Source organism: Nocardia sp. NPDC057227 (assembly GCF_042669725.1).
Lineage (GTDB): Bacteria > Actinomycetota > Actinomycetes > Mycobacteriales > Mycobacteriaceae > Nocardia > Nocardia asteroides_A.
Genome location: NZ_JBHUXA010000007.1, coordinates 208,992 through 225,181 on the forward strand (window position 1 = coordinate 208,992; position 16,190 = coordinate 225,181).

The following is a 16,190-nucleotide window of genomic DNA, read 5'->3' on the forward strand; positions in this document are numbered from 1 at the left end:
GTTCCTCTCGGACCGGGCGGGTGGTCAGGCGGCGACGGTGGTCGCGGTGCGGGCGGCGATGGCGCCCGCGGCGGCGACGGCGAAGGTGTGGTGGCCGAGCGGGGCCGGGTGCAGCCCGTCGGCGGTCCACATCTCGGGCCGCTCCCAGGCCGGGTCGCCCGCCAGGTCGAGCAGCAGCGCGCCGGTGTCGCCGGTGACCTCGCCGAGCACCGCGTTGGCGAAGGCGAAGCGCTCGCGCAGCAGTGTGCGCATGCCGGTCGGCACCGGGAGCCGGGCCGGGATGTCCGGGTAGTTCGCGGTGACCACGGTGGCGCCGCTCGCCCGCAGCGTGCTGAACATGGTTCGCAGGTTGCGCTCGAACCGGACCGGGTGGAAATCGCTGACCAGGTCGTTCACCCCGCAGACCACGCCGTAGAGCCCGGCGCGGGCCGCGAACGCCCGCGGCAGCTGGTGCTCGACCACGGCGCCGGTGGTGGCGCCGTGCGCACCGAGGTTGCGGACCGTGGCCGGGCGCAGCCCGAGCTGGCCGCCGAGCCGGGGCACCCAGCCCCGGTACCCGCCGCCGGGCGCGTCGTCGCCGCGCCCCTCCACGAAGCTGTCGCCGAGCGCGACAAGGGCGGCGCTCACGCGGTCACCCCGCTCTTGCTCACGTGCCGCGCCTCCAGCGGGAAGTTCACCTTCTCGTAGAGCGCGGCCAGCTCCTCCTCGCCGAAGTACTTCTCCGGCGGGTAGATGCCCGCGATCAGCCCGAAGAAGTTCTTGATGTACTCGTCGTCCATGCTGGTCGCGCGGAACACCGAGTCGTAGTACGGGGTCAGGCTCAGCTCCGAGATGCTCAGCGTCAGCTCGTACGTGCTCGCGCTCTGCGCGTCCCGCTCGACCTGGTACTCGGCGAGCGCCTCGTCCAGCGGCCGCTCGCCGGAGAGCCCCTGGTGGACCTTCTCCGAGAGCAGCTGGGCGTACTTGAAGGCGTCGGTGATGCCCCAGCCGGTGAAGGGGTCCTTGTGGTAGCCGGCGTCGCCGACCAGCGCCCAGCCGGGGCCGTGGGACTTCCTGCGGTAGTTATCCGGGTAGAGCATCGGGCGGAACGGCTCGGCCCGCGTGCCCTTGTCGCGCAGCAGCTCGCCGAGCTCGGGGTCGACCTGGCTCACGACCTCCTGCACGCCGGCGTCGGGGTCCTGGCGGAACTCGCGGAACCGGTCGCGCTTGCGCATCACCGCGACCAGGGTCTGGTCGTCGTTGGTCGGCCAGCCGGCGAACTGCTGCTCGCCGAAGCCGGTGCGGTGCTGCATGCCCCAGTCGACGCCGTCGTAGTACGAGTAGTAGATGAAGCAGGCGGCGGCGGAGCCCTCGTAGGTCTCGGCGCCGACCGCCTTGGCGACGGTGGAGTTGGCGCCGTCCGCGCCGACCACGAGTTTGGCCCGGAACTCCTGCTCGGTGCCGCCCGCCTCGCTGCCGCGGATGCCGACCACCCGGTCGCCGTCGAAGACCAGCCCGCTCACGGTGAAGCCCTGGATCAGCTCGGCGCCCGCCTCGCCCGCCGCCTCGACCAGGACGGTGTCCAGCGCGGTGCGGCGCGGGCAGTACACCGCATCGACACCGTCCGGCGCGGTCCGGGCGAACCCGGCGATGTCGATGTCGGTGTAGGAGAAGTTCAGGTGCCGGATGGCCGGGACCCCGGTCGCGATGACCCGGTCGAGCAGCCCCCACGACTTCAGGAAGCCGGAGCCGGCCTGGTGGATGTAATGGGTCGACGGGGTGTCGCTGGGAAAGGTGGCCCGGTCGACGGCGAGGACGCGGTGACCCTGGCGGGCGAGGAGCATGGCCAGCGGCGAACCGGCCACCCGGGTACCGACAACGATGACGTCGTACATATTTCGCTTCACTTTCCGATCGGTGAATGAAAAGGGGCTAGCGCGCGACGGTGCGCGGTGCGTAGAGGGCGGCGATATCGGCCGCGTACGCCTTTTCGATCGCGGCCCGGCGAAGTTTCCGGGAGGAAGTGAGCAGCCCTTCCTCGACGGTGAAATCGCCGTCCACGATCCGGAATGCGCGGATGGATTCCGCGCGGGAGACGAGGGAATTCGCCTCGGCCACCGCGGATTCGATCTCGGCGTCGGGATCGAGCGCGGGGTCGGCGGTGCGGCGGCGGGCGAGCTGGTCCGGGTCGAGCGTGACCAGCGCGGTGACGAAGTCGCGGCCGTCGCCGACCACCATGCAGTTGCTGACCAGCGGGTGCAGCCGCACCCGGTCCTCCAGCGGGGTCGGCGCGACGTTCTTGCCGCCGGAGGTCACCAGGATCTCCTTGCGGCGGCCGGTGATGGTGAGGTAGCCGTCGGCATCCAGCTCGCCGAGGTCGCCGGTGCGCAGCCAGCCATCGGCGTCGGCCATCGGCTGCCCGGCCGCCGCGCCCCAGTACCCGGGCGAGACGTGCGGGCCGCGGACCAGCACCTCGCCGTCGGGGGCGATGCCGACCTCGGTGGCCGGGATGGGCCGCCCGACGGTGCCGAAGCGATTGCTCTCCGGCGCGTTCACGGTGACCGCGGTGGCGGCCTCGGTGAGGCCGTAGCAGTTCAGCAGCTGCACCCCGAACCCGGCGTAGAAACCCTGGGTGGACTCGTCCAGCGAGGCGCCGCCGGAGATCACCGCGCGCAGCCTGCCGCCGAGCGCGGCGGACACCGCGTGCTCGCCGGGCTCCGGGATCTCCCCGGCCCGCAGCAGCTCGATGCCGCGCTCGACGGCGGCCTCCTCCTCGCCGTCGGCGAGCAGGGTGCGGCAGAACTTGCGGATCTTCTCCAGGCCGTACGGGATCATCGGCAGGAAGGTCGGGCGCAGCACCGGCAGCGCGGGGACCAGCTCCGGGATGGCGGGAAGCAGGTGCGTGCTACCGCCGCCGAAGACGCAGGCGAAGAGCATGGTCTGGCCGAAGACGTGGGCCAGCGGGAGGGCGAGCACGGTGGTGCCGCCCTCGAACATGGCCCCGGTGCGGCGCACGGTGTTCGCGGCGGAGACGAACATGTTGCGGTGCGTGATGACGCAGCCCTTGGCGACGCCGGTGGTGCCGCTGGTGTAGACGATCATGGCCGGGTCGGCGGCGCGCACCGCGCCGAGCACCCGGTCCAGCCCCGGCGCCGCGGCGCCGGTCGACCACTCCCGCACCTCGGCGAAGAGCCACACCCGGTCGGCGCCCGCGGCGCGCAGCCGCTCGGCGTCGGTGTCGGACTCGGCGGCGAAGTGCGCGCTGCCGCTGTCGGCGAGGATGTGCTCGATCTGGGCCTGCGAGGAGGTCGGGTAGACGGTGACGACCACCGCGCCGATCGCCAGCGCCGCGAAGTCGAGCAGCGCCCACTCCACCGTGGTGCGGCCGAGGATCGCGACCCGGTCACCCGGCGCCACCCCGCGGCTCAGCAGCGCCGAGGCGAGCGCCCGCACCCGGCGGTCGAGCTCGGCGCTCGTGAGCCGGGTGCCGTCCGCGCCGCCCAGTGCGAGCCGCTCCGGATGCCGCAGCGCGGCACCCGCGACCACCGAGTGCAAACCCTCGGTATCCGCTATGTCGAAACCGTTCTCGGCCACCGAAATTGTGTTCACACCACAGAATTCTCCGGGGGATCACGAACCGATATCCGGCCGCGGCAGCTGTTCCTACCGCGCGAATGTCATCGCCTATCCAACCGCGCGGGTCGGAACGGCGGCGGCACTCTCGATGTGCACCGGATCGGGGAAATCCAGGCAATCCAGGAACATCTCCACGGCCGGTTTCGATTCGTTCGCCCGCCACACCGCGTACAAATCCAGAGTGGGAACCGGGTCGAAGAGTTTCACCGCCACCGAGCCGTTGCCCGGCCCGCCCATGCCCATCGAGATGGCGCGTGGCAGCGAGGCGAAGCCGACCAGCGGGCGCACCGACACCATGTGCGCGGTGGCGCCGGGATCGTCGGCGGTGTGCGTGACCGCGAGCGAGATCTCGTTCTGCGCGGCGGCCCGGAAGATCGAGTCGTACATGGCCGGACACTGCTCCCTGGCGAAGAGCACGCAGTCCTGCCCGGCCAGCTCGGCGAAGGGAACGCCGGGGCGCTCGGCCCAGCGGTGCCTGCGGCCGACCACCGCCACCAGCGGCACCCGGTGCAGCAGCCGCCGGTACCTGAACTCCGGCGAGGTGGGGTGGCCGTAGACCATGCCGATGTCGAGCGCACCGTCGGCCAGCGCCTGCAGCTGCGGGCCGGTGCGCTTCTCCCAGAGCGAGACCTCGATGTCCGGGTGCTGGTCGGTCATCCTGGCCAGTGCCTCCGGGAGGACGTGCCGGCTGGCCGGGAGGTTGTACCCCACGTCGAGCCGCCCGGAGCGGCCGGCGGCGGTGGCCTTGGCCGCCTCGGCGGCCCGGTCCAGCTGGGCCACCACCAATCGGGCCTGTGCCTCGAACTCCCGCCCGGCCGGGGTCAGCTTGACCTCGTGCGAGTTCCGGGCGACCAGCTGGACCCCCAGCGATTTCTCCAGCTTCTGCAGCTGGGCGCTGAGACTCGGCTGGGTCAGATGCAAGCGCTGCGCTGCGCGACCGAAATGCAGTTCTTCGGCGATCGTGATGAATGAAACCAGATGACGGATCTCCATGACGCCGGCCCCTTCTTCCGCGTAGGAAAAACGCTAGCGGCGCGAGGTAACCGCAGATGAACCTGCCCGGCCGTACGGGAGCCGGGCTCATGGCGCGGGGGTTAACTCACGACGAAGCCTCGGCGGACGTGCTAGTGAATTGGCCCAGGGTTCATCCGGCGGCCCGGTTCGACCGGCGGGGCACCCCACCGCTCGAAGCCGGCACCGAGGTGGTGCGCCCGCGCGGCGCCGCGCCTGATCTTGCCGCTGCTCGTTTTGGGGAGGGCGCCCGGCACGGTCAGCACCAGCTCGGCGAGGGCAAGGTCGTGGTCGCGCAGCAGGGCGGAGCGGATGGCGCCCGCGATCTCGGCCTCCGCCGCCTCGGTGCCGCGCTCGATCTCCTGCACCAGGACCGGGTGGTCGTCGGCGCCTGCGGCGAAGGCGGCGGTGCCGCCCGCACGCGCCGCCGGATGCGCGGCCTGCGCGGTGTGCTCCAGGTCGTGCGGGTAGTGGTTGCGGCCGCGCACGATGATCAGGTCCTTGCGTCGGCCGGTGACGTACAGCTCGCCGTCGACGAACTGCCCGAGATCGCCGGTGCGCAGGCCGGCCGCGGCGTCGACCCGCTCGCCTGCTCCGGCACCACGCCGATCGCCGAAGACCGCCGCGGTGCCGTCCGGGTCGCGCCAGTAGCCCGCCGCGATGTTCGCTCCCGCGAGCCGGATCTCGCCGATCCGCCCCGGCGGGCACGGCTCCCCCGACTCCGGGTCCACGATCCGGATGTCGACGCCGGGCGCGGGCCGCCCGGAGCCGACCAGCGGCCGCGCGGGCTCCCCCGGCGCCGCCGCGCGCAGCGTGCCCGCGCCGAGCGCCGCGATATCGGCGCGCAGTTCCCGCGCGCCCCGGCCCGGAACACTGCCGCTGACCAGCAGCGTCGCCTCGGCGAGGCCGTAGCAGGGGTAGAGCGCGCCCGGGTCGAAGCCGTGCGGGGCGAAGGTCGCGGCGAAGCGGCGCAGGGTCTCGGCGCGGATGGGCTCGGCGCCGTTGAAGGCGACCCGCCAGCTGCTCAGGTCGAGTCCCGCCGGGACGCCGGACCGCTCGGCGTGCCGCACGCAGGCGTCGAAGGCGAAGTTGGGGCCGCCGCTGGTGTGCGCGCGGTAGCGGGAAACAGCGGTGAGCCAGAGCAGCGGGCGGCGGATGAAGGTGAGTGGCGCCATCAAGACGCAGGGCGCGCCCAGGTACAGGGGTTGCAGCAGGTTCCCGATCAGCCCCTGGTCGTGGTAGAGCGGGGCCCAGCCGACGAAGGTGGAGTGCTCGTCGTGGCCGAACGCGGCGCGGATCATCTCCTGGTTGGCGCCGAGGTTGCGGTGCGTCACCACCACGCCCCTCGGCGCGCCGGTGGAGCCGGAGGTGTACTGCAGGAACGCCGGGTCGTCCGGGGCGCATGGCTTCGGGTCGATGGCAGGGCCGTCGGCAGGCACCTCGTCCACCGCGATCCGCTGCGGGACCGGCAGGTCGGCCTCCAGCGCGCCCACGGTCAGCAGGACGGCGGGGTCGCAGTCGGCGACGATGCCGTGCGTGGCGGGGTGCGCCCGGCCGCGGCGCGGCGGGATCACCGGCACCGCGATCACCCCGGCGTACAGGCAGGCGAAGAAGGCGGCGACGAAATCGAGCCCGGACGGGAAGACCAGCAGCGCGCGGTCGCCCGGACGGGTCACCGCGGCCAGCCGGGCCGCGATCGCGCGGGCGCGCAGGTCGAGCCAGGCGTAGGTGAGCGCGGCGGTCTCCGCGCCGTGCTCGTCCAGGAAGACGTAGGCGGTGGCCGCCGGTGCGGTGCGGGCACGCTCGCGCAGGACGTCCGGCAGCAGCACGGTGTTTCTCCCTCAGACGGTCTCGACGGCGAGCGGCAGCCGCCGCGGGCCGCGCACGATGAAGCTGTGGTCCTGCCACTCCGGCTCGCCCGCACGCACCAGCCTGCCCGGCAGCCGGAGCAGGCAGTCCAGCGCGATGCGGGCCTGGAGCTCGGCCAGCGGGGCGCCGAGGCAGCCGTGCAGGCCGTGGCCGAACGCAAGGTGGGCGGTCGGCGCCCTGGTGAGGTCGAAGGTGTCCGGCTCGGGGAAGGCCGCCGGGTCGCGGTTGGCGGCGCCGAGGCAGAGCAGCACCTGGTCGCCCGCGCGGAGCACCCGGTCGCCGAGCGGCACGGACCGGCGGGCGACGCGCTTGGTGTGCTGCAGCGGGCTGTCGTAGCGCAGGGTCTCGGCCACCGCGGCGGCGGTGCGCGCCGGGTCGGCGCGCAGCCGGTCCTGGGCGGCGGGGTGCGCGGTGAGCGCGAGCACGGCATTGCCGATGAGCGATTTCGTGGTCTCGACGCCTGCGACGAAGCACATGATGCCGATGGTGGCCAGCTCCTCGTCGGAGAGCCGGTCGCCCGCGCCGGTGCGGCTCGCGAGCAGCAGGCTGATCAGGTCGTCGCCCGGTTCGGCGCGGCGGCGGTCGATCACCGCGTGCAGTTCGGCGGTGAAGGTGTCGACAACGGTGCGCACCCTGGCGAAGTCGGCGGCGGTCATGAGGCCGGGTTCGAGCAGGAAGCGGATGTCGTGGGTCCAGCCGCCGACCAGCGGGTGCAGCTGCTCGGGCAGCCCGAGCCAGTCGCAGAGCGCGAGGACAGGGAGTTTTCCGGCGAAGGAGCCCATGAGTTCGGTCTCGCCGTCGTGCCAGGCGTCCCGGGTGAGCCGCTCGGCGAGCGCGGTGACGCGGGGGCGAAGCCGGGCGGCGGCGGAGGCGGTGAAGACCCGGTTGACCAGGGCGCGCAGCCGGGCGTGGTCCGGGTTCTCGGTGAAGACCAGCGATTTCAGCCCGAGGCGGTCGATCCGCTCGGTGTCGCCGACGCCGAGCCGGGCGGCCTGGCGGCGCAGGGCGAGCGGGATGACGTCGACGCCGAAATCGCGGTCGCGGAGCACCGCGCGCACGTCGGCGTGGCGGGTCAGCACCCACATGCCCATCGTGCGGTGCACCGGGGCGTGCTCGCGCAGCGCGGCGTACATCGGGTACGGGTCCGCGCGGAACTCGTCGGTGAACGGGTTGAACCGCACCGGGGCCGCGGTCACCGCCCGGCCCCGCCTCCGGTGAAGTGGCCGCTGCGGTAGGGCTCGAACACGATGCGCAGCAGCCCGATCTTGCCCATCCGGAAGCCGAGCGCGGAGAGCCGCAGGTAGCGCTCGTACCGCTCGGTGATCTCGGGGCCGACCAGCGCGATCGCCTCGGCGCGGCGGCGCTTGAGCCGGGTGGCCCACTGCTCGCAGGTCCAGGCATAGTCCAGGCGGTCGTTGCGCACGGTGCGCACCTCGAACAGGCCGTCGGCGGCCGCGGTGATCTCGGCGAGGGTGGGCAGGTCGGCGTCCGGGAAGATGTCCCGCTGGATGAAGGTGCTGGCCTGGTCGCGCGCCATATTGGCGTAGGCGATGGTCTGCAGCGAGAGCGCACCGCCCGGGCGCAGCCAGCTCCGGCAGCGCTCGAAGAAGGTGCGGTAGACGCGGATCTTCTCGGCCGGGCTGTCCGCCGGGGTGGCGAAGTGCTCGAAGGCGCCGATCGAGACGATGCCGTCGACGGGGCGCTCCGGTTCGTGGTGCAGCCAGTTCCGTACCGCGATCTCGGTGCCGGGCAGGTCGAGCGCGCGGACGTGGGCGGCCTGCTCCTCGGCCAGGGTGAGGCCGGTCAGCCGCGCGACGCCCTCGCTCGCGGCCACGGCGAGCAGCGCGCCCCAGCCGCAGCCGATGTCGAGCAGTTCGGTGGCGTCGTGCGCGCGGACCGCGTCCAGGTGGTAGCTGAGCTTGCGCTGCTGTGCCGCCTCCAGGGTGTCGGCCGGGGTGGCGGGCATGGCGCAGGAGTAGGTGAGCGAGGGGTCGAGCCAGAGCGCGTAGAACTCGTTGCCGACGTCGTAGTGATGCCGGACGGCGGCCGCCGCCGACTCGGCCCGCGCGGCAGAGACCGAAGCGCTCACGCCACCTGCCCTGCCCGTTCGACCAGGTAGCCGGCGACAGCATCGAGAGTCGGCTCGTCGAACAGCTCGTCCGGCGGGATGTCGACGCCGTAGCGCTGCTCGATCTCCATGAGCAGCGCCACCGCGACGACCGAGTCCACCCCGATGCGGTCGAAATCGGCGGCGGGGTCGATGCTCTCGGGCGGCACGCCGAGCGCCTCGGCGAGGTAGCCGCGGCTCCACGTGATGATCTCCGTGCGGTCCATGGTTGTCCGTCCGTTCTCAGGGGGTGGCCGCGTCGGCGGCGGGGCGGAGGCGCCGTGCTCCAGCCGGTCCCGGGACGGCACCTCGACGTCCCTGGCCAGCCCGGCGGCGGCGAGCAGGCAGATCAGCCAGTAGCCGGGGTCGAGCCGGTACCACTGCAGGCCGAAGGAGGGCGAGTCCGGGAAGGCGTGGTGGTTGTTGTGCCAGGACTCGCCGAACGAGAGCAGCGCGAAGACGCCGCCGTTGCGGCTGTTGCCGCGCGCCCGGTACGGCATGGTGCCGAACATGTGCAGGAAGGAGTTGATCGCCCAGATGATGTGCTCCAGCACGAACATCCGCACCAGCCCGCCCCACAGCAGCCCGCTCACCGCCCCGGTCCAGCTCTGGTACACCAGCCCGCCGATCACCGCCGGAATCGCCATCCCGAGCGCGACCCACCAGTGGTAGTACCGCGAAACCTTCAGCAGCAGGCGGTTCTTCAGCAGGTCGGGGGCGTAGTGCACGATGTTCGGGTACTCGTGGCGGCGCATCCAGAGGAAGTGCGAGTGCAGCAGCCCGCGGGCCCGGCCGCGGAACCCGCCGCCGGAGAGGTTCGGCGAGTGCGGGTCGCCGTCGCGGTCGGCGTTCTCGTGGTGCCTGCGGTGGATGGCGACCCAGGAGAGCACGCCGCCCTGCCCCGCCATCGAGCCGAGCACGGCGAGCACCACCTGCACCGACGGCGCCGCTTCGAACGTCCGATGGGTGAAGAGCCGGTGGTAGCCGACGGTGATCGCCAGCCCGGTGGCCGCCCAGCCGCCGACCAGCAGCGCGATCTCGGTGATCCCGATGGGGTGCACCGGCAGGAAGGCGAGCGCGGCCACGGTGCCGAAGATCGGCGCCACGTCGAAGAGCAGGAAGTGGCGGCGCTGCAGGCGGTGCAGGTAGGGGCTGTCCACCGCGAGTTTCCTCGGGGCGGGGCGCCGGGGTGCGTCCTCGCCGGACATGGCGGCTCCCTCACGACGGGTCGGGACTGCCGAATCCCGCTGCCGGAGCGAAGAATCGACTCGAACGAATCCGAGCGTATGTGCCGCGACCGGCGGCGAGCGGGCCGGAAAGAAGTGCTGATCGGCCGATCAGGAACACGTATCGCGCGGGATTCGGGCCGCGCCCCGCGCCGACCGGTCCGCGCGGGGCGCGCTCGCCGCCCCGCTCGTCGACGCGCCCCGACCCGGGCGCGCGCGGCCTCCGTGCACGGGAGCCGCTACGACGGCATTGCGCTCGGCGAGCCCGCACGACGCCCGGCTCGGGTAGCCGCATCGATTCCTCCGCTGTGCAGGGTGTTCGCTGCGCCACCCGGGAACGCGATCCGCCGCACATTTCCGGCCGCCGCCTCTTACGGTGTAAGGGGAGCTAGAAGGAGTGCTGTGGTGGATCGTTACACGCCGGAGGTCGAGGCGCGGCTCGCGCTGATGCGGGCCGAATACGACGAGTTGCTGGAGACGGGTCGGGGGTGGTCGCTCCGGGAGCTGTTCAGCACCGCGGAGAGCGATATCGACGCGTACTGCGCGGGATTCGCGCCGAACAGATTCGGGGACGAGGCGCTGGCCGGGGCGGAGGAGTTCTGCCGCAGACACGGCATCTGGCTGGAGCCGGGCGGGTCGCACTACAACAGCATGACGCCGTACCTGCACCCGAACGCGGTGACCGCGGAGCGGATGACGCTGATCGGCATCTACAACGCGATCCTGTTCTGGCTCAACGACACCGTAGGCCGGGAGAAGTTCGCCGCGCTCACCCCGGAGCAGCAGGCGGCGGCGGGCGAGACGGTGCGCAGGCTCACCCGGCTGCTCGAAACCGGAAGCCCCGCCGCCGATCCGGAACCGGTGGAGGCCGCGACCCACGAGTACCTCGAGCGCACCGCCGCGCTCGCCGACCCGGCGTGGCTGCGCGGCTTCCTCGCCGACACCGCGGGGCACCTGCGCCCCGCCATCCGCGACCAGAACGCCAGGGCGCGGGGTGACGTGCTCTCGGTGGCCGGCTACATCGAGCTGCGCTCGCACGTCTCCGGGATGTACCCGGCGATCGCGCTCTGCGAGTTCGGCCGGGACGCCTACCTGGACTGGCCGCGGCTCGCGGCGGCCGGGCTCGCCGCCGAGCTGCACACCCTGCGCCAGCTCACGGTGGAGATCGGCGCACTGATGAACGATGTGTTCTCCTTCGAGAAGGAGTGCATCGCCGACGGCGCCGACTTCAACCTGGTGCCGATGTGCCTGCTGGAAGCGCCCGCGGGCGGGCTGGCCGGGGCGGTGGCCGACGCGGCCACCGTGGTGCGCGACCGATTGACCGCGTTCCGCGTGGTCAGCGCGGGGATCGCGGCGGCGGTGGCGGCCCGGCCGGAGGTCGATTCGGGCGGGCAGGTGACGGCGCACGTCGCCGATCTGCTCGGCGCGGTCCAGGCCACCTGGGTCTGGCAGATCACCACGCACCGGTACAAGGGCCGGTCGATCTTCGAGGAGAATCGCCTGGGCTGACCGGCCGCGGGGTCGAGGCGCTGCCGGAGTCCGGCCCCGGGGGACTATTGTCGGAGAATCACAGCAGCATTCCCGGCACTCCGGTGTCCGGGAAACGCGACATATCGACGGGGGTGTTGTGGACGGCAGCGGCGGCGCCGCACTGGCTCGGATCTGGTGGCAGGCACTGGCCACCGGTGGTGTCGCGCCCGGTGGCGGGCCGGGCGGGCCGATGATGCTGCCCGGGCTGGTCACCCAGCTCGAGCAGGCACTGGTCGCCGAGACCTTCGACGCGAGCGCAGGCTCCCGGGTCGGCGCCGCGCTCTGGGGCGCGGGCCTCACCCACCCCGGCGTCCCGGTGGTCTCGGCCCAGGTGCTGCACGGGCTGGCCGACGCCAGCCCGCACCCGGACGCGCACCGACGGCTGGCGGGGTTGCTGGCCGCGCTCGGGCAGGGGCACCAGGTCCAGCGCAGCCGCTCCGCCGCGGCGGGCGAGGAGCACGACGACCAGGACACCCGGTTCCGGGTGCTCTTCGACAACGCCGCCGTCGCCATCGCCATCGGCGATACCGACGGCGTGCTGCTCGAGGCCAACCGCGCGCTCGCCGACATGATCGGCACCAAGCCGAACGACCTGCGCGGCATCTCGGTCTACGACTTCGCGCACCCGGACGACCGGGAGCGCATCCGCACCCTGCTCTACGAGCAGCTGGTGCCGACCGGCGAGGGCACCGTCACGCTGGACCAGCGGCTGGTGCGCGCCGACGGCAGCGTCGGCTGGATGGCCTTCGCCATCACCTTCGTGCGCGGCGCGGGCGGCAGGCCGGACTACCTGCTCGCGGTCGGCGCCGACGTCACCGAGCGGCACCTGCTGCAGCAGGAGCTGCACCACCAGGCCAGGCACGATTCGCTCACCGGGCTGCCGAACCGGCGCTACCTGCTCGAGCACATCGAGCACCTGATCACCACCGCGGGCAACGACGACCGGGTCGGGCTGTGCTTTGCCGATCTGGACCACTTCAAACAGGTCAACGACCTGTACGGCCACAGCGCGGGCGACCGGGTGCTGGTCGCGGTGGCCGACCGGATCGCGGAGACGCTGCAGCCCGACGGCAGCTTCGTCTGCCGGCTCGGCGGCGACGAGTTCCTCGCGCTCATCCCGCCGCCCGCCGACGAGATCCAGGTCGCGGAAGTCGCGAATCGCCTGCTCACGGCGCTCTCCGAGCCCATCGTGGTGGACGACGTCCCGCTCGACATCTCGGCCAGCATCGGCGTCGTCGTCACCCCGCTGGAGCACGCCGACGCCGAGTCCCTGCTGCATGCCGCGGACACCAGCCTGCACGCCGCCAAGCGCGACAGCAAAGGCCAATGGGTCATGCAGAGTGAGTGATCCCCACCGGGGTCACCCACTATTTCCACCCGGTTTGTGCGATCATGAGCGGGGCGAATGCAACTGTCGGCGAATATAACTGCCGCAGAACACCATTCGCCCTTTTCGCGCGTCCGGATGTGTCGATGGGGGCCTCAATGCCGCACTTCAAGAGCAATGTTCGCGATCTCCGGTTCGTTCTGTTCGAGGTGCTCGGGCTGGAACAGGCGCTGGCGACCGGGGCCTTCGGCGATCTGGACGCCGACACCGTCACCGAGATCCTGGAGCAGGTGCGCCGGCTCGCGGAGGGGCCACTCGGCGCATCCTTCGCCGAGGCCGACCGCAATCCGCCGGTCTTCGACCCGGCTACGCACACCGTCACGCTGCCCGATGCCTTCGTCCGCTCGTTCCGCGCCATGACCGCGGGCGGCTGGCACCAGCTCGGGCTCCCCACCGAGCTCGGCGGCCCCGGCGTGCCGCGCGCGGTGTTCTGGGCCGCGGCCGAGCTGATCCTCGGCGCGCAGCCCGCCGCCTTCTTCTACGGCATGGCGGGCGCGCAGATGGCCTCGGTGCTGTACGCCAACGGCACCGAGGAGCAGCGCGGCTGGGCCCGGCTCGGCACGGCCGCGAACTGGGGCGGCACCATGGTGCTCACCGAGCCGGACGCCGGCTCGGATGTCGGCGCGGGCCGGACGAGGGCGATCCGCCAGGCGGACGGCTCCTGGCACATCGAGGGCGTGAAGCGCTTCATCAGCAACGGCGATTCCGGCGTGCTCTTCCCGAACATGCTGCACCTGGTGCTGGCCCGCCCGGACGGCGCGAGGCCGGGCACCAAGGGCCTCTCGCTCTTCTTCGTCCCGCAGTTCCACTTCGACCCGGTCACCGGCGAGAACGGCGCGCGCAACGGCGTCTTCGTCACCGGGCTGGAGCACAAGATGGGGCTCAAGGCCTCCACCACCTGCGAGATCACCTTCGGCGGGCACGGCGTCCCGGCGCGGGGCTGGCTGGTGGGCGAGGTGCACAACGGCATCGCGCAGATGTTCGACGTGATCGAGCACGCGCGGATGATGGTGGGCACCAAGGCCATCGCGACGCTCTCCACCGGCTACCTGCACGCGCTGGAGTACGCGAAGCAGCGCGTCCAGGGCGCGGATCTGACCACGATGGCGGACAAGTCGGCGCCGCGGGTGACGATCGTGCACCACCCGGACGTCCGGCGGGCGCTCATGACGCAGAAGGCGTACGCCGAGGGGCTGCGCGCCGTCTACCTCTACACGGCGGCGCACCAGGATCCGGTGCTGGCCGAGCAGGTCTCCGGCGCGGACCCGGAGACCGCGGCCCGGGTGAACGACCTGCTGCTGCCGATCGTGAAGGGCGTCGGCTCGGAGCGCGCCTACCAGTGCCTGACCGAATCGCTGCAGACCTTCGGCGGCTCGGGGTACCTGCAGGACTACCCGATCGAGCAGTACATCCGGGACGCCAAGATCGACTCGCTCTACGAGGGAACGACCGCGATCCAGGCCCAGGACTTCTTCTTCCGCAAGATCGTCCGCGACCGCGGCGCCGCGCTCGGGCACCTGGTGGCGCAGATCCAGCGGACCCTGGACAGCGGGGCGGGCAACGGCAGGCTGAAGCGGGAGCGGGCGCTGCTCGCCACCGCGCTGGCGGACGTGCAGGCGGCGGCCGCCTCGCTCACCGGGTATCTGATGGGTTCGCAGGAGGATTCGACCGAGCTGTACAAGGTGGGGCTCGGCTCGGTGCGGTTCCTGCTCGCGGTGGGCGACCTGCTCATCGGCTGGCAGCTGCTGCACCAGGCGGGCATCGCCGTCGCCGCGCTGGACGCGGGCGCCGAGGGCGCCGACCGCGCCTTCTACGAGGGCAAGGTGGCGGTCGCGCAGTTCTTCGCGCGCAATGTGCTGCCCGAACTCTCCGCGCTCCGCGGCATCCTGGCCGAGCTGGACACCGAGATCATGGCGCTGGACGAGTCGGCCTTCTAGAGTCCGGCCGAATGGGCCTTCGAGGTGGGGCCTAGCCGCGCAGCAGCCCGGCCAGGAGCAGGACCAGGGCGTCCAGCGCTCGGTCGTGCGCGGTGCCCGGGTCCTCGGCGTGCGCGACGATCATGCCCGCCTCGGTGACGGCGCTCAGCACCAGCTGAGCGAGCATGCGCACCGGCGCGTCCGGCGCGAGCAGCCCGGTGGCGCGCGCGGCCTCCAGCTGCAGCACGATGAGGCCGAGGCCGTGCTTCGCCTCCAGCTCGCGCCAGGCGTCCCAGCCGAGTACGGCGGGCGCGTCGGAGAGCGCGATCCGCACCATCTCCGGCCTGCGGCAGATGCGCAGGAAGGCGTCGAGCCCGGCGCGCAGCCCCACCATCGGGTCGGCCGAGGGCGGGGCGCCCGCGATGGCGGCGACCAGCTCGTCGGTGTTGTCCTGCTCCAGCCGCTCGAGCACCGCGACGAAGAGCCCGCGCTTGTCGCCGTAGTGGTACTGCAGGGCGCCGCGGGTGACCCCGGCCGTCGCCACGATCTGCTCGGCCGAGACGGCGCCGAAGCCGTGCTCGGCGAAGAGCGCGCGCCCCGCCTCCTCCAGCCGCCCCCTGGTACTGCGGGTGCGGTCCAGCTGGCTACGGCGCGGCATGCTCCCGAGTGAACTCCAGGATCAGCGCGCTCAGCAAATCCGGCTGATCCTCCGGGATGAAGGTGTACGAGTCGTCGACCAGCCGGAGCGTGGCGTTCGGCAGCTCCGCCACCAGCCGCTCGGCCAGCGCGACCGGGAAGAGCTTCTCCTCCCGCGCCCACACCACCAGCACCGGCAGCGTGAGCCGCGGGAAGCTGCGCGCCGCCGCCAGGGTGTGCCGCTTGCGCGCGGCGACCAGGAACCGCCGCACATCGGCCCGAATCGCCGCGGAGTTCCTGCTCGGCGCCAGGTAGCCTGCGGCGATCTCCGGCGGCACCGGGCGCTTGGCCACCCAGCCGAAGGCGATCGGCAGCGGTTGTAGCGCCCTGATCTTCAGCAGCTCGGTGGCGGCGCGCACCACGCCGGGTACCCGGGCCAGCACGGCGAGCCCGTTGAACGGCGGTGGCGGGAAGCGGTCGTAGCAATCCACCGAGGCCAGGACGACCCGCGCGATCCGGGCCGGATTGCGGGCCAGCAGTACCTGGGTGATCGCGCCGCCGGTGTCGTTCGCCACCAGGGTGACGTCGGTGAGGTCGAGCCGCTCCAGGAAGGCCGCGATCAGGTCGGCGACGCCGGGCGGGGAGAGGTCGGCCTCCGGCACCGGGACGGTATGCGCGCCGAACGGCCAGTCCGGGGTGATGCAGCGGTACCCCGCCGCCGCGATCGCGGGCACGACCCCGCGCCACAGGTTGCCGTTGACCAGCAGGCCGTGCACGAACACGACCGGCGGGCCCTCCCCCGCCTCGTGGTAGCGGATACGTCCTCCCGGCAGCTCGATCTCGTGCTGCTCGCCCAGTGCCGCGCTGTGTGTCATCGTCTCGTCCCCTTCGTC

The 16,190-nt window shown here is 72.4% G+C and carries 13 protein-coding genes; 3 read left to right on the forward strand and 10 right to left on the reverse strand.

What is annotated here, in order from left to right; genetic code table 11:
• Window positions 1-24: 24 nt before the first annotated feature.
• The 8 genes from ACFUJ1_RS12950 to ACFUJ1_RS12985 form a co-directional block, all read right to left on the reverse strand.
• Window positions 25-627 carry an SGNH/GDSL hydrolase family protein gene (locus ACFUJ1_RS12950; protein ID WP_378645264.1) on the reverse strand — a complete coding sequence of 201 codons (603 nt, stop codon included), beginning with the start codon at window positions 625-627 and terminating at the stop codon, window positions 25-27.
• The gene (locus ACFUJ1_RS12955) at window positions 624-1,886 is read right to left on the reverse strand and encodes an NAD(P)/FAD-dependent oxidoreductase (RefSeq protein ID WP_378645265.1); all 1,263 of its coding nucleotides are present in this window, start codon (window positions 1,884-1,886) and stop codon (window positions 624-626) included. Before ACFUJ1_RS12955 ends, ACFUJ1_RS12950 begins: the two co-directional genes overlap by 4 nt.
• Window positions 1,887-1,911: 25 nt before the next feature.
• The gene (locus ACFUJ1_RS12960; RefSeq protein WP_378645267.1) at window positions 1,912-3,588 is read right to left on the reverse strand and encodes an AMP-dependent synthetase/ligase; all 1,677 of its coding nucleotides are present in this window, start codon (window positions 3,586-3,588) and stop codon (window positions 1,912-1,914) included.
• A gap of 75 nt (window positions 3,589-3,663) precedes the next feature.
• On the reverse strand, window positions 3,664-4,608 hold the full coding sequence (locus ACFUJ1_RS12965) for a LysR family transcriptional regulator (protein ID WP_378645269.1): 945 nt from the start codon (window positions 4,606-4,608) through the stop codon (window positions 3,664-3,666).
• 131 nt (window positions 4,609-4,739) lie between these two features.
• A complete protein-coding gene (locus ACFUJ1_RS12970; protein WP_378645270.1) occupies window positions 4,740-6,455 on the reverse strand; it encodes a fatty acyl-AMP ligase in 1,716 nt (571 codons plus the stop codon).
• A 12-nt stretch (window positions 6,456-6,467) separates the two neighbouring features.
• Window positions 6,468-7,691 carry a cytochrome P450 gene (locus tag ACFUJ1_RS12975; protein WP_378645272.1) on the reverse strand — a complete coding sequence of 408 codons (1,224 nt, stop codon included), beginning with the start codon at window positions 7,689-7,691 and terminating at the stop codon, window positions 6,468-6,470.
• Entirely contained in the window at window positions 7,688-8,584 is an 897-nt protein-coding gene (locus tag ACFUJ1_RS12980) for a class I SAM-dependent methyltransferase (RefSeq protein WP_378645273.1), read from the reverse strand. Before ACFUJ1_RS12980 ends, ACFUJ1_RS12975 begins: the two co-directional genes overlap by 4 nt.
• A complete protein-coding gene (locus ACFUJ1_RS12985; protein WP_378645275.1) occupies window positions 8,581-9,810 on the reverse strand; it encodes a fatty acid desaturase in 1,230 nt (409 codons plus the stop codon). Before ACFUJ1_RS12985 ends, ACFUJ1_RS12980 begins: the two co-directional genes overlap by 4 nt.
• Before the next feature lie 423 nt (window positions 9,811-10,233).
• On the opposite strand from ACFUJ1_RS12985, the gene ACFUJ1_RS12990 reads away from it, so the two are divergent.
• The 3 genes from ACFUJ1_RS12990 to ACFUJ1_RS13000 all read left to right on the forward strand — a co-directional run bounded on the left by ACFUJ1_RS12990 (window position 10,234) and on the right by ACFUJ1_RS13000 (window position 14,682).
• Window positions 10,234-11,337 carry a terpene synthase family protein gene (locus tag ACFUJ1_RS12990; RefSeq protein WP_378645276.1) on the forward strand — a complete coding sequence of 368 codons (1,104 nt, stop codon included), beginning with the start codon at window positions 10,234-10,236 and terminating at the stop codon, window positions 11,335-11,337.
• Between the two features lie 118 nt (window positions 11,338-11,455).
• Window positions 11,456-12,706: a diguanylate cyclase domain-containing protein gene (locus ACFUJ1_RS12995; RefSeq protein ID WP_378645278.1), complete on the forward strand. Its 1,251-nt coding sequence runs from the start codon at window positions 11,456-11,458 to the stop codon at window positions 12,704-12,706.
• A gap of 137 nt (window positions 12,707-12,843) precedes the next feature.
• Window positions 12,844-14,682: an acyl-CoA dehydrogenase gene (locus tag ACFUJ1_RS13000; RefSeq protein ID WP_378645280.1), complete on the forward strand. Its 1,839-nt coding sequence runs from the start codon at window positions 12,844-12,846 to the stop codon at window positions 14,680-14,682.
• A 31-nt stretch (window positions 14,683-14,713) separates the two neighbouring features.
• Here the strand turns inward: ACFUJ1_RS13000 and ACFUJ1_RS13005 are convergent, their stop codons facing one another.
• Both ACFUJ1_RS13005 and ACFUJ1_RS13010 read right to left on the reverse strand, forming a co-directional pair.
• Window positions 14,714-15,319 (reverse strand): TetR/AcrR family transcriptional regulator, encoded by a 606-nt coding sequence (locus tag ACFUJ1_RS13005; RefSeq protein ID WP_378645281.1) that lies wholly within the window; start codon window positions 15,317-15,319, stop codon window positions 14,714-14,716.
• Window positions 15,306-16,172, reverse strand: coding sequence for an alpha/beta fold hydrolase (locus tag ACFUJ1_RS13010; RefSeq protein WP_378645283.1), 867 nt, complete (start codon window positions 16,170-16,172; stop codon window positions 15,306-15,308). Before ACFUJ1_RS13010 ends, ACFUJ1_RS13005 begins: the two co-directional genes overlap by 14 nt.
• Between the last annotated feature and the right edge of the window lie 18 nt (window positions 16,173-16,190).